This is a genomic window from Exiguobacterium sp. FSL W8-0210 (assembly GCF_038006045.1).
Classification (GTDB): Bacteria; Bacillota; Bacilli; order Exiguobacteriales; family Exiguobacteriaceae; genus Exiguobacterium_A.
In genome coordinates, this window is record NZ_JBBOUK010000001.1 from 1,630,362 (window position 1) to 1,643,410 (window position 13,049).

18 protein-coding genes and 1 pseudogene are annotated in these 13,049 nt (G+C 43.5%); 10 read left to right on the top strand and 9 right to left on the bottom strand.

The annotated features are described in order from the left end of the window. Positions 1-147: 147 nt before the first annotated feature. Positions 148-1,086 carry an IS30 family transposase gene (locus MKY22_RS08645; RefSeq protein ID WP_341086530.1) on the top strand — a complete coding sequence of 313 codons (939 nt, stop codon included), beginning with the start codon at positions 148-150 and terminating at the stop codon, positions 1,084-1,086. 7 nt (positions 1,087-1,093) lie between these two features. On the opposite strand, the gene MKY22_RS08650 is transcribed toward MKY22_RS08645, so the two are convergent. Beyond that, entirely contained in the window at positions 1,094-2,989 is a 1,896-nt protein-coding gene (locus MKY22_RS08650; RefSeq protein ID WP_341088325.1) for an AAA family ATPase, read from the bottom strand. A gap of 91 nt (positions 2,990-3,080) precedes the next feature. After that, positions 3,081-3,509 (bottom strand): Lrp/AsnC family transcriptional regulator, encoded by a 429-nt coding sequence (locus MKY22_RS08655; protein ID WP_341088326.1) that lies wholly within the window; start codon positions 3,507-3,509, stop codon positions 3,081-3,083. A gap of 136 nt (positions 3,510-3,645) precedes the next feature. On the opposite strand from MKY22_RS08655, the gene MKY22_RS08660 reads away from it, so the two are divergent. Then, positions 3,646-3,804 carry a DUF1272 domain-containing protein gene (locus MKY22_RS08660; RefSeq protein WP_323679517.1) on the top strand — a complete coding sequence of 53 codons (159 nt, stop codon included), beginning with the start codon at positions 3,646-3,648 and terminating at the stop codon, positions 3,802-3,804. 35 nt (positions 3,805-3,839) lie between these two features. Here MKY22_RS08660 and MKY22_RS08665 read toward each other — a convergent pair whose 3' ends face one another. Continuing rightward, the gene (locus MKY22_RS08665) at positions 3,840-4,304 is read right to left on the bottom strand and encodes a DUF4188 domain-containing protein (protein ID WP_029341806.1); all 465 of its coding nucleotides are present in this window, start codon (positions 4,302-4,304) and stop codon (positions 3,840-3,842) included. Position 4,305: 1 nt separating this feature from the next. Then, positions 4,306-4,842: a PadR family transcriptional regulator gene (locus MKY22_RS08670; RefSeq protein ID WP_341088329.1), complete on the bottom strand. Its 537-nt coding sequence runs from the start codon at positions 4,840-4,842 to the stop codon at positions 4,306-4,308. A 147-nt stretch (positions 4,843-4,989) separates the two neighbouring features. On the opposite strand from MKY22_RS08670, the gene MKY22_RS08675 reads away from it, so the two are divergent. Continuing rightward, complete coding sequence (locus tag MKY22_RS08675; RefSeq protein ID WP_341088332.1) at positions 4,990-5,262, top strand: hypothetical protein; 273 nt, start codon at positions 4,990-4,992, stop codon at positions 5,260-5,262. A 49-nt stretch (positions 5,263-5,311) separates the two neighbouring features. On the opposite strand, the gene MKY22_RS08680 is transcribed toward MKY22_RS08675, so the two are convergent. Continuing rightward, positions 5,312-5,614, bottom strand: a complete 303-nt coding sequence (locus MKY22_RS08680) for a histidine phosphatase family protein (RefSeq protein ID WP_341088334.1) — start codon at positions 5,612-5,614, stop codon at positions 5,312-5,314. Then, the gene (locus MKY22_RS08685) at positions 5,611-6,273 is read right to left on the bottom strand and encodes a Type 1 glutamine amidotransferase-like domain-containing protein (protein ID WP_341088336.1); all 663 of its coding nucleotides are present in this window, start codon (positions 6,271-6,273) and stop codon (positions 5,611-5,613) included. Before MKY22_RS08685 ends, MKY22_RS08680 begins: the two co-directional genes overlap by 4 nt. Positions 6,274-6,363: 90 nt before the next feature. On the opposite strand from MKY22_RS08685, the gene MKY22_RS08690 reads away from it, so the two are divergent. From MKY22_RS08690 to MKY22_RS08710, 5 genes are all read left to right on the top strand, one after another. Continuing rightward, on the top strand, positions 6,364-7,083 hold the full coding sequence (locus tag MKY22_RS08690) for an alpha/beta fold hydrolase (protein ID WP_341088338.1): 720 nt from the start codon (positions 6,364-6,366) through the stop codon (positions 7,081-7,083). An 81-nt stretch (positions 7,084-7,164) separates the two neighbouring features. Continuing rightward, positions 7,165-7,872, top strand: coding sequence for a hypothetical protein (locus tag MKY22_RS08695; protein ID WP_341088339.1), 708 nt, complete (start codon positions 7,165-7,167; stop codon positions 7,870-7,872). 10 nt (positions 7,873-7,882) lie between these two features. Continuing rightward, the gene (locus MKY22_RS08700; protein WP_023468433.1) at positions 7,883-8,587 is read left to right on the top strand and encodes an AAA family ATPase; all 705 of its coding nucleotides are present in this window, start codon (positions 7,883-7,885) and stop codon (positions 8,585-8,587) included. 105 nt (positions 8,588-8,692) lie between these two features. Continuing rightward, a complete protein-coding gene (locus MKY22_RS08705) occupies positions 8,693-9,040 on the top strand; it encodes a hypothetical protein (RefSeq protein WP_341088344.1) in 348 nt (115 codons plus the stop codon). Further along, positions 9,021-9,239 carry a helix-turn-helix domain-containing protein gene (locus tag MKY22_RS08710; RefSeq protein ID WP_290786729.1) on the top strand — a complete coding sequence of 73 codons (219 nt, stop codon included), beginning with the start codon at positions 9,021-9,023 and terminating at the stop codon, positions 9,237-9,239. Before MKY22_RS08705 ends, MKY22_RS08710 begins: the two co-directional genes overlap by 20 nt. Here MKY22_RS08710 and MKY22_RS08715 read toward each other — a convergent pair. Together MKY22_RS08715 and MKY22_RS08720 are read right to left on the bottom strand one after the other, a co-directional pair. Beyond that, positions 9,214-9,624, bottom strand: coding sequence for an SRPBCC family protein (locus tag MKY22_RS08715; RefSeq protein WP_290750681.1), 411 nt, complete (start codon positions 9,622-9,624; stop codon positions 9,214-9,216). The genes MKY22_RS08710 and MKY22_RS08715 overlap by 26 nt on opposite strands. Before the next feature lie 300 nt (positions 9,625-9,924). Next, positions 9,925-11,211: a right-handed parallel beta-helix repeat-containing protein gene (locus MKY22_RS08720; RefSeq protein WP_341088347.1), complete on the bottom strand. Its 1,287-nt coding sequence runs from the start codon at positions 11,209-11,211 to the stop codon at positions 9,925-9,927. 116 nt (positions 11,212-11,327) lie between these two features. Between MKY22_RS08720 and MKY22_RS08725 the strand changes: the two genes are divergently transcribed. Then, the gene (locus tag MKY22_RS08725; protein WP_341088348.1) at positions 11,328-11,906 is read left to right on the top strand and encodes a hypothetical protein; all 579 of its coding nucleotides are present in this window, start codon (positions 11,328-11,330) and stop codon (positions 11,904-11,906) included. A gap of 36 nt (positions 11,907-11,942) precedes the next feature. On the opposite strand, the pseudogene MKY22_RS08730 reads toward MKY22_RS08725, so the two are convergent. Next, positions 11,943-12,566: pseudogene (locus MKY22_RS08730) on the bottom strand (histidine phosphatase family protein). Positions 12,567-12,701: 135 nt separating this feature from the next. Between MKY22_RS08730 and MKY22_RS08735 the strand changes: the two are divergent. Then, a complete protein-coding gene (locus MKY22_RS08735; RefSeq protein ID WP_341088349.1) occupies positions 12,702-13,043 on the top strand; it encodes an alpha/beta hydrolase in 342 nt (113 codons plus the stop codon). Positions 13,044-13,049 lie beyond the last annotated feature (6 nt).

Here is a 13,049-nt window from a genome sequence, read left to right on the forward strand (position 1 = left end):
TTTCTTTAAGTTTATTTTCTAGTTGATTTTTTTTATATAGGACGAATTGTAATATTAAGTGCAACACCTAGCTGAAAACACAAAAAAAACCCATAACGACCTCGTGTAGAATAGAGTTACCACACCAAATTCAACGGAGGATTCGTTATGAGCTATGTTCATCTTACCACATCAGAAAGAGTCAAAATAGAAACTTATCTAGAGCTTGGATTTTCAATGCGAAAGATCGCTCAGCATCTCGGACGACAGCCGTCCACGATTTCACGTGAGCTCAAACGGAATCCTTCCTACAATGCGATCAACGCCGGACTGCGTTATGAGATGCAAAAAAAGAATTGTGGAGCACGCACGCTGTTCAGCACTTCGCTTGGCTCATGTATCCTTTCGAAACTGCGAGAGACATGGTCTCCCGAACAGATCGCCGGACGGCTCTTTCACGAACAGGGACCATCGTACAGTACAATCTATCGATGGATATATAAAGGATTCATCAAGAGCGATTTAGGCGTTTTACGACAAAAAGGAAAGCGCCAAAAGCCACGTGAGACAAGAGGTCGCTTCAACATCGGGCTTCCGATCAGTAAACGTCCGTCGGACGTCCGGGGTCGAGAAACGTTCGGGCATTGGGAGTTGGATACTGTCGTATCAGGACGAGGGCAGACAAAGGCGTGTGTTGCGACATTCATCGAACGTAAAAGTCGGTTCTATATCGTACTACCGATGGTCGACCGTTCTTCTCACTCGATGGAACATGCCATCCAAACACTTTACTCTTCTTTCCCATCGGGAACGTTTCAAACCATGACGACGGATCGCGGTAAGGAGTTCAGCTGTCACGAACGGATACAGGACTCTCTTGGTATCCCAATGTACTTTGCGGATCCCTATTCTTCATGGCAACGTGGCAGCAATGAGAATGCAAATGGTCTTCTCCGTGAGTTCTTCCCAAAGGGAACCAACTTCGGAATGATCAACAAGACAGAATTAGATTACGCACTTTCTAGAATCAACAATCGACCAAGGAAGTGTTTGGATTGGAAAACTGCATACGAGGTCTTTTCCGAAGAAGTGTTGCGCTTAATTTGACAAACCGTCATAGTAAAAAATCTTTAGATTTTTTAACTTCTCTAATAGTTTCCTCCAAAAAATTTTCTAAAAGGTTTTTAATTATTGGATCATCAATTAAAGAAATTTTACCTTCGATATTTTCTATATTTTCAATATTAATTATTTTATTATTGTCATTTATTTTAATATATTCTATATCTTTTTTTATATTTTCAAAAAAATCATTTGCTAACTCTCCTACAGGTTTTTCCATAAAAAAACTGTCTTTAATTAAATCGTACATGTTACTCATTAATCCATATTTTGCTTGATTGACTTCACTAGTATTTTTCCCATTTTTTTGTATGCATAAAATAAATTCTTTTGGAACATCGGATATGAGAAATGGTGAATGAGAAGTAATGATAAACTGAAAACTCATATTATTATTTTTCGGTTCAAAATTTTTTAACATTTCATTTAAAGTGCTTATATACCTTCTTGACCATTCTGGATGAAAATTCATATCAGGTTCGTCTAATAAAATAATGAAATTTAAATAATCAACTACATTTTCAGAATTTATTAATTTTATTGATTCATAAATATTTGAAAAACTTTTGATGTATTGCAACTCACCACTACTGATACTAGAAAGCCTAATTTCGAAAGGAATCCATTCTTTTATAGATTTCTCGAATACGAGATTTGAATCATTATATTTATTCGTCAAAAAAACTAAATTTTCGATATACTCAATAATATCATCCCTATAATGTTGCTTATGAAAGATTGGTATACTTATACGATCTTTACGAACAAAATTGGTAAAGGCTATACCATCAAGAAAAGTAAAAACTATTTTTATTAAATCAAATATAATTTCTTGATCTTTATTAAATTTAGTATCTTTAATAATATTCATTAGAAATTCAATTCTATCTTCAATATAATTATTAGTTACTTCAGAGTAATCAAAATAGTTGTTAAAAAAATCTTGATTTTTTACTTTTTTTTGATTTATTAATTCAAGTACAATTGATTCCAAATAACATATTTTGAACATATCAATATTATTTAAGATATTAGGAATTTTTATATGGTTATCAGAAATATCAAATCCATAAATTTGCTTTAAATTGTTTTTATATTCTCTAGATTTGCGATATATCCTAAACATGCTAAACATCTTGTCTTTTTTTACATCAAATATAACTCGTAGATTTTTTCCTTTAAAAACATTTCTATCTTTTTCTAAGACCTCGTTTATATAATTAATCATGTTAAAAGTTGATGGTTCTTTTGAGATTACTCTTTTATAACCTTCATTGTGATCAATCTCATCCATAGTCATAATATCAAAAATATTTTGCTCATTTGAATTAACACTATTTTTTTTATATAAATATACTATTTTCTTTTTTTCTAGAAATTCATTATCGATTATCACTTCTTCAAAGTCATAATTTTTTTCATTTTCGATCTTTTTAATTTTTTTAAAAGATACTTTATTTACATTTTTATATTCATAATTCCTGATATTATCATTCCACTTAATGTTCGATAGAATAGGCATCTTATGGTACTCCATTATATAATTATCTGGTTCATTTTCTATTCCATAAATCGCTAACCATTTATATTTTTTATAATCAATATCTTTTACAATACCTATTTTAAATTTAGCTGTACTACCTAAAGAATCTAAAATTGTAGTTTTTCCACTACCGTTCTCTCCAATAATCAAATTAATTCTTTCTATGTTAAAATCACTAAAGTACAAATTTGCTTGATTGTTAATTTTTTCTATAATTAAATTTTTTTTATTTACTTTATCATCAATAATTGAGCATTTAAGGTTACTGCTAAAATTAAATGACTGTTCTTTAAAACACTCTCCTAAATTTTCTACATATAAATAAACTAAAAATCTTCTATCCAATTTATTCCCTCCCAATAATGCATTATTTATAAAATACCTCAAAATTTAGTTATTTCTTATACTGATTTTTTCAAAAAATTATACATTATTATCAATATATCGTATATCCTCTGAACGGCACTGGCGTCGACAGCCGAATCCAGGTCGACGGTTTGCCGTAGACCGATGCGTCATCGAGAAAACGTTCCAGTGTTGTAACGGACGCCGTTTGCAACTTGACCATGAAGTTATAGCTACCGGTCAGCCGGTGACACTCGACGACTTCTGGATGTCCTTTACAAAATTCAATTAAGCCTGCGCAGCGTGTCTCTTCGAACATGACGACCGCGAGTAACCCTTGCGCGAGTGCTTCCGGATTTATGACAGCGCGGAATCCTTCGATGATTCCCGCGTCCTCCATTTTTCGGACCCGTTCGATGACGGCAGGTGCCGATAATCCGATCTGACGTCCGAGTTCCGACCATGGAATCCGGGCATCGTCTTGCAGAATCCGGACAATCTGTTGATCAATTTGGTCCATTTTTCATCTTCCCTTCGAATTAAAACCACTTTCTTCAAATTAACATGGAATCAAAGGGAAATATAGCCTTTTTCTATGTTCTCCTACTGTGCTCATCAAAATGCTTTTCTTATACTAGTAACAGGAGGTGATACTTATGGAACCAAACTGTGTCCGGTGTCAAGAAACGATTGAAACGACGGTCTATCAGTGCTCGCACGCTTGTACATTTTGCGAACCGTGTACGAAAACGCTCGATCATATTTGCCAAAACTGCGGGGAGATGCTCGAACCCGTCACACCAGTCGCGACTTAAAAAGACGGATGCCTCGGCACCCGTCTTTTGTCTATTTAGATCGTCTCTTGTGATTGCCGCTCGGCTAAGCGCCCTTTTGCTTGTTCTTGATGCGGCTTGATCGCCGACTCCCCGAGTGCTTTCGCTAGACCTCGGGTTGGAAGATTGACATACATCGACTCATAATTGCTGACTTCGAACGTCTCATGGAAGATCCCGACCGCTTCTGATGTCCGTGCCTTCTGATTGAATCGTTTCCACGCCGTCAAATGACGGGAACCATGGGCATATGCCATCAATTCTTCCGTCGAACGCCAATACTGAATCAACGTCACGGAACGCCAACCGACAAGTGACTCATGCGAAATCAGACCGACATCGTTTTCATAACACTCTTGTAGCATCGGTCCCATCGCTTGGACCGTCGGTAACCACTGCCGGACAGAACGTAGGCGATTGATCCGTAAACCGATGATGAACACGACGACGTCTTTGTTCGGAGTCGCAATGATCCGTTTCATGTCAATTTCCTCCTTCAAGGGTCTCAAGGGAAGCGTCGCACCAGTCGAGTAACGCCCGTGTCTTCCGAATGCCATAATCAAGCGTCAATAACCAATAGACGGCATCATTCGAGTCAGGATAAGAACGAATCATCGCATCGATCGCTTGATACGTCTCAAGCCGTTCTTCGAGCAATCGAGCGTGCTCCTGAATTTTCTGCAAGGTGACCTCTTTTGAAGCATGTCGAGCGAAGTACAACTTCAACAACAGGTCGTTCCGTTGCACCGGCAGTTCGACGGACGGTTCAGCGACCCACCGCGCGAGCTCCGCATGCCCGTTTTCCGTCAGGGCGAATTGTTTCCGTTCCCCATCCGTGATCTCTTCAACGATCAATCCTTCCGCCTCTAACCGTTTCAGCGTCGGATAGACTTGTCCGAAGCTGATTTTCCAAAAGTGATTCAAGCTCGTATCAATCGTGTGTTTCATCTCATAACCAGACGTACATCCGCTTGCAAGAAGTCCGAGAATCGCATAACGGGTCATGTTTTCTTTTGGCATCGGTCCCTCCTATATCTAAAAGATAGTATCTTTTAGATATAGTTCCCGTTCATTCAAATGCCAAACAAGAAATTCACTAAATGAAGCAGGAATTCTCGTTTTAAATCCGAATTCTTGTTCACATACTTAATTAAAAGGAGTTCTCACATGACATACGCTAAAGCTTCTATCTTCGTTAGTTTGCTTGGTCTACTCATCGCCTATATGATTTTCCCGCCGCTCAACTGGTCGTTCGGACCGAACTCGATGCTTACGATTCCGATCGGACTTGCCATTTATCTGTTCGGAATCGGACTCGGGATCGTCGCCATCAAACGACGCGAACCGGGAATCCTCAAATACGTCAGTCTCGCTTGTGCCATTCCGCTTGGCGTGTTACTACTGCTCTTTCTCGGTTTCATCTTCAGCGGGCAGATTTAATCATTTTACAATAGTTGTTCATGAGACGTTTTCCCGCTTGCATCGAATGTCAGTTGATGGATTGCTTCAACAGTTCTTCTAGCCGTTCAGGCGATAAACGTTCGTCTGTTTCCTGAAAACGCCGTTCTTGAAACGCTGCCTCGTAGATCGGCAAACCTCGTTGCTCAGCAAGCGGACGGACGGAATCCATCGCCCGTCGCATGGGACTAGAATAAATGATATCAATCGGTATCGCTTGAAAGAACGCTACGAGTTCCTGCGCTTGTTCTTGACCTGCATCTGTTAATCCCCGCCCTCGATCACTGCCTGTTTTGATCGATTCGCAATGGCGAACGAAATAGATCGTCCTCATCGCAACTGGACCCACGTTCCTTCAGAAATTACATCGACGTTCGAACCGATGACACGGATCGCTGTCGCGTCGTCGATTGCGTAAGCTGGATTCGTTAATATCTCAGCCCAAGACTTGGCAGCTTGTAAGTGATTGTCTGGTAACTGCGGATGATCGAGGTGTGGGAAAATTGAAAAGTCAATGAGACCGAGCGTTGCGTCCGATTGCTCCGGCGTCTTTTTCCACCCAACGAAATCCGTTCCGATTCGTGGCGTAAGCACCATGCTACCGGCACTCATCCCGACATAAACACCGGTCAGTTGCGGTAATAGTCGATCAAAGCCCGATTCGACGAACCAATGATGTAGAAAGAGTGGATCTCCACCATTGACGAGGATGACATCCGCTTGTTCGACCGCTGGTTGCCAAATTGCTGGATCAATTACCGAGACCGCTGATAATTCCAACAGACCGACTGACTTCCATCCTAAATCGACCATCGGTGCCTCATCTTTTCCTTGAATGAAGTTGACAGCGAGGGCCGTTCCTCTGCCTAATGCGTAGGAAGCTGTCGTGATCGCGATGGCATTGCATTCCTCAATCGGTTTTCCGAGCATCTCGCGTAACGCGTTGTGAATCGATGGATTTTGTATCCCACCAGACGTTAATAAATAGTCCATCATGATACCTCCTGTCCTTTGCTTCAGTTTACAATATTTGTACGTTTCTGGTATCCTTACTTTTATTCCCACTAGAATAGGAGGAATCATATGTCTTTCGATTTAATGACGTTACCTGAAACGACGTTACACTATCGTCTGATTCTCGGAACTTCCAATCAACCGACGTTTATCTTTGAAAACGGATATGGACAAGATCTTTCAACCTGGCAACCAATCATGGATCAAGTTGAAGGACTTGGAACGATCTTGATGTATGACCGTACGAACATCGGTGGCAGTATGCCCTATGATTCCGAGACTAGTCGACAGAGCGTGAATCGCCTTCGCCGTTTGATTCATATCTTATCTCTCAAACCACCATTCATTCTTGTTGGTCATTCCTATGGCGGCACGTTAGTTCGACAATTTGCATCGCAATATCCAAATGAAATAAATGGGCTATTGCTCATCGATGCAACACCAGAATCCTATATTCAATGCTTCTTACCAGTGATGCCAAACACGTTCCAATCCATATACAAAAAACAATTCACGCTCGAATGTACATACGAAGATTTTAAAGAGAGTATTGAAGCGACGAACGTCGATATCCTCTACCCATTTCCAGTCGTTGTTCTGTCTGCTGGTAAAAAGGATCATTATTCGCGTGAGGCGCAACTATTGTGGCACGAATTGCAACGACAAACTGCTGCACAGTCGATTCAAGGCTTGTTGATCGAAGTTCCAAACAGCCGGCACTTCATTCAACAGGATGCCCCCCATATTGTTGTCGATGCGTTACATCGTTTGATTTCAGGTGATTCTTAAGCTCTTTTCAAAGGAACTATTTCCCATTTCCGAACGTATACTTAATATAAGCTTGATTCGACACACTGATTGGAGGCACATATGTATTCGATTCCTAGCTACTTCATACTCTACTTAAAAATCATGCTGACGGATAAGATTCCGGTCTTTTGGTCGTTGATCTTCCCATTGATTCTCGCCTTTGTCTTCGGGTCACGACTCGACTTCACCGAGAGCAGTTTCCTCCCGTTCCTCGCGCTTTTTTGGGGCTATATCTTACTTTCGATTTACGTGAATGGCATCGGTCTCCAGCTTGCCCGGATGCGGGAGCATGGTTTGATGAAAACGTATATCATGATTTCCGGTAGTAAGATCGGTTGTATTCTCGCACTCGTACTCGTTCAGCTCGTGTTCGCAGCCGTTAGTTTAACGGTCTTTACGACGATCCTGATGCTCGTATTCAGCTTCTTCTCACCTTTGACGTTGTTACTTGCTTATCTCGTCTTGTTGCTCAGCATCCCGCTTGCTTTTGCAAGCATCGCCTTGACGATGCTTCCGGCTAAGATTTCGAGTATGTCGACATTGATCAACATCGTCATGTATCCACTGTTCTTGTTCGCAAGTAACCAACCGGATCGCTGGTACAGTTACTTGAATCCTTTTTATGTCATGAAAACACTTGGTCTCGCCGTCTCTGAGCACGTTACGGGAGCATCGTTCCTTATCTTGACCGTCGTACTCGTCGTTTATCTGTTACTTGGTCTATTCTCTGTCAAACGTTTTAATCTCATGTCATTACTGACCCGATAGGAGGATTCAGATGCACGTTCAACACGTACGCTTCAACTATCCGAAATCACCTGATCTGTTACACGATGTCTCCTTTTCGCTTGTTCCCGGGAAACTGAACGTCTTGATCGGGATGAACGGTGCCGGGAAAACGACACTGTTTGATTGCATGACCGGTGCCTTACCGATCACGTCCGGAGAACTGGACTTACCCGATATCTCGGACATTCTCTATTTGACGCAATTCATCTATTACTCGGATGAATTAAAGGGCAAGGATGTCGCCGTCTTCGTCGGTCGGCTCGCTCGTTTGAAAGCATATCGCAAACAAGAGACCTATACGCGTCATCTGAAACAGCCGCGAGAGCTCGATTTATTCGCTCATCTGTGGGAAATGAAAATTGGTAAGATGTCCGCTGGCGAAAAGAAATGGTTGTTCGTCACCCTGTTGACGACAGTACCACGTTCGCTCTACATCTTTGACGAGCCGACGAGCGGGGTCGACCCGGCAACACGGCTTCATATCATGCGACGCTTCGAGCAGATGACAGCAAACGGTCAAACGTGCCTCTTCTCGACCCATCAATTACACGATCTATTGCATACCGATGCCCATGTCATCTTTCTCCATCAAGGTCGTATTTTGTACGAAGGCGACTTCAAGGATTGGTTGAACCGATTCGAGACGACCGATCCGGACGTCGCGTTCGTTCAGATGCTTGAACTGGCAGGATAACGTTAACCACCTCTCTTTTGGAGGTGGTTTTTTTGTAATATTTGAAATATAGGTTTTCGAAAAACATGTACAGGATATACACATTATAAGAAAGGAGGTCGTCCGATGAACTTCATTTCCGGTCAAGCTTTTATCACGATGATGGATTCACTTTTCAACGAAGAGGAATGGAATCGACACGTCTTATACGTCACTGCGAATTCAGCAGCTATCCACTTGCAAAAACGATCTACCACCATTCTCTCGCAGCCTATGGAATGTCAGATTTCGTTTCTCGTGCATTTACCAACGCTAGAAAAACGACTGATCGTCAAAACGAATCAACAGGAGACGCATCAATTTTTCTTTGATCCAATGGCTTCCACCGATTGTATGTGCACTAGTTTAATGCCGTGGACGAATCCAGGGCGATTCAATGAGGAGGAAAACGTTCATGTCCACCAACACTCTTGAACAACGCATCAATGCCGTCCTCGATTGTTTGGCGGCCGCAAAGGACTACCAACGTATCGCCGGAAGGCATGATGTGTCGTATCAACAATTGTATAACTGGGTCCGGCGCTATGAGAGCGGTGGTATTCCTGCCCTGACGGATCGCCGTGGTCGGAAGTTACGAAGCGAACGATTTACTTCGACTCAGCATACGCCTTGAACCGATCAAGGATCGCCTGCCAGCCCGCTTGTTGCATTTCAGGCGGGTTGATTGTTTCGGCATCAAACGATTCGACGACTTCGGTCTGTTCCCCGTTTCGAGTGAAGTCGATCGTCACCTGACGACCATCCTCGAGGACATACGCAATGCGTTCATAAGGAACGATTGCTTCATATGTACCCGTGAAATCAAATCCCATGCTACCGTCTTTTGCTTCCATTCGATTCGTGAATTGACCACCGACCGTCAAATCATTCGTTGACGCCGTCGTATGCCAATCGTCAGACGCTGCGTTCCAGCGTTTGATGTCTTCCGGTGCGTTCCAGATCTCCCACACGGTCTCGACCGGACGGTCAATCACGGCTTGAATCGTCAGTTTCGTCATCATTCTTCCTCCTTACTAATTGAAGTTCCCTCCCTATTTCGAGGACGATTAAATGAATTCCTTGTTATTTTCGATTAATTCAGGTGTTAATTTGAACGCTTTGTTTTCCATACCATGAACATTAGAATCGCCGGAACGAGACAGATGATTGCATCGGTAACGGTCGGCAGTCGCAACGCCGAACTGGTTATAACCCAATGCCTTCCACTGTTTAAATCGTCAACATACAGGCGGTCAACGCTGCAAGCCGCCATCGTCTCGGTATACGGATCCAGTAAGCGAGGAGTCGCTCCGATAACTTCATCTTCCTTCCACCTTTCGGACCGCTCTCAGGAAGCTTTGTTCCGTCTTATAGGAGGTGTCGCGCCACATGAAACGTTTCGTATGCTGGAACGTATTTTTTTCAAACTGATTTCCAGAACTCGTCTTGAAGTAATGGGCGACACTTAACGAACCATCGAATGTGTTCCCGATGATCGTGTTGTCATGGACATCATGCTGGACGAGCAATTGACCACCCTCGAGCCCTTTCGTATCATTCCCGATCAGCTGATTTTGCTCGATCCGGACACGTTTTGTACCGCCTCGCTTCGTGTCATACCCACCGATCGCAATTCCGGTGTAGACATTTTGCCGTACATCATTCTGGCGGACGATGACATCTTCTGCGTATCGTCCGGCATGTTCACTCGTCACTTCAATCCCGATATCACTCGCTTCGACAAGATTTTTCTCAATCGTCAAATTCTTCCCACCATCGACATAAATACCGGCTGCGCTGTATTCCTTCCCGTAAGCAGGATTGCCGTAGCTCGACGTCCGGTAGACACGATTTCCCGACACGACGCCCTCACGGACGTAGTCGTCTTTTTTCGACTGAGCAACCCCTTCGTGTCCGATCAAATCAATACCGATGTTGTCGTTATCACGTACGACGTTCTTCGTCACCCGGAAATGTTTGACGTTCCCGTTTAAGACGAGGGCTTCACTGAAACCGAGACGATTCTGCTCGACTCGGTTGCCGGTGATCGTCAGGTGACGAATCGCTCTCGTTCCGTAGACAGCGATGCCGTGTGCATTTCCGTCTTTCGCGAGCGTCTTGATCTGGCGAACCGTATTGTTCTTCAAGGTGATGTGTGATCCTGATCCCGTGACCAAAATGCCGATCGGTGTCGCGTCCGACCGTTTCGACTGAACGGCTTCGATCGTCAGTCCTTGGATTGTCACATATTTTTGATCCTTAATCTGGATGATCGGTAAGGTTGCGTCTCGATCTTTAATGTTTTCCCCATTTAAGACGACTCTTTCTTGTTTATAATTCCGAAAGACGATTGGATGTTGTTTCATTCCACTTTGTCTAACGTTCAGCTTCTCTTGATACGTTCCTTTTCGCAAGTAGACTGTCGTACCCGCAGTCGCTTTTAGTGTCGCCTGTCGGATTGTTTTAAACGGATGCTTCAACGTGCCGGTATTTTTATCACTGCCGTTTGGTGCGACGTATAACGATTTTGCCGTCGATTCGGCCTCTTCCCCCGTCGAGGTACAACCGACGAGCAGGACGGTTGCTAATAACCATTTGCCTTTCATGATTTCCTCCTTTATTTAGCAAGAACATTGTTGGTATAATCTAGGTATCATTTCTAATTTTTTGAATATTTTATTTTTTCTCGATTCACTATGACTATGGAAAAGAGGAACACGTCATGAATTACGCGCTCTTATTCACCATCCCCTTCTTGCTTGCTGGTTGCACAACGGAAGCAACCGTCCTTCCTAAAGAGACCGTCAAGATCAAGAAGTCGTACTTTTCGATCACACCTTCTACCACGAAGGACGAGTCGCAGCAACAGCGGACATTTTTCTTAACTGGTGCACTCGATCGCCCGCTCCAGCTCAAAGCGGTCCAATTTGACGATACAGAACCACCAAAGGTGCTGATCGACAAATTGATTCCTGCCGGTACATATGATCGCACACCGTTCCAATTGACGTATGATTTGAACCTGCTCAACGATTCGCATGCCTTCACCTATTCGCTTGATACGAAGAATGGTATTCCTGAGACGAAAACGGTCTATACCTTACCTCAAAACGTCCAGACTGACAGCGGTCAATTCAATGATCAGAAACAGACGAATGCTTTGTTCTATCCCTTACTCCTCAAACGCTATACGACAGGAGAATCGATCATCGGTCGCTCGATCGACACGTTATCCTCTCCTCACCTAAAGGTCAGAAAACAAGAAGGCGCAATTTTGATCTATTTGATGAAATCACGATAAGGAGAACGGCGGACCGAGAAAAAGTCCGCCGTTTTTTTAGTCCGCTATGACATGCGACATGTCAGCTTCTAATCGAATCACGGCTTCCCCATCCCTGTATTCGACGATCGTCAAACTCGTTCCATGAATGAACGGCGGATCCCATAATGTCGCGAACGGCTTACGTTGAAGATATGTCAGCAAGATGTTAAGGAAGATGCCGTGGGTGACGATTAAGATGTTTTCGTCTTCTTCATGGTCTGCCAGTCGTTCCAAAAACGATAGGATGCGCTCGCGGACCGCGTCAAAGGATTCTCCACTCTCCGGTATGTAGGTATGCGGCGTTTACCAAAATGCAGCATGCGCAAGTGGATGCGCGACTTCAATTTCTGCCGCCGTCCGCCCTTCCCAGGCTCCCATGTGCATTTCACGCAATCGATCGTCGATGGTGACCGGAATCGCCGGATCAAGATCCATCATTCGAACTGTTTCTCGGACACGACCAATCGGACTGATATAAAGGTGATCTATATGAACTTCACGTAAGCGGTGACCAAGATCGCGCGCATTTTGCCTGCCCTTTGCTGTCAAAGGAGAGTCTTCCCAGCCTTGCATTCGTTTTTCTAAGTTCCATTCCGTCTCGCCATGACGCGTAATGTAAAGTGTTGGCATCCATTCCATCCTTTCGATTTCTAGTTTCTTTCAAAAGTGTATCAAACTCTGGCTGCTTTTTCCTGCAACTAAAGAAAACGAATCCAGAAGAGAAATTCACCAATCCGTTCGGTATGATGAAGATAGACCTAAAGGAGGAATTCGATGAATCGCCAAGAGATGATTGACCTTGCCAAACAAATCCGCTCAGATGAGGAACGTCCTCAAGTCACACCTCCTCATCCACCGCAAGCGACCACGACTACGCTACACGTGCCGACTTCAGTCGGAGATGTCCGAGTGTTGTGCCACTCACCGATTGATGCAGCAGAACCGTTACCTGGATTCATCAGTTTCCATGGTGGCGGCTTCATCACCGGAACGCCAGAGATGGATGAACCATGGAATCTGTTTCTCGCTGAGACCGCCAACTGTCATGTTCTCAATGTCGAGTACCCGTTAGCGCCGGAGTCATCCATTCCCCGTTCCAGTCCTCGCCACCTATGAGGTCGT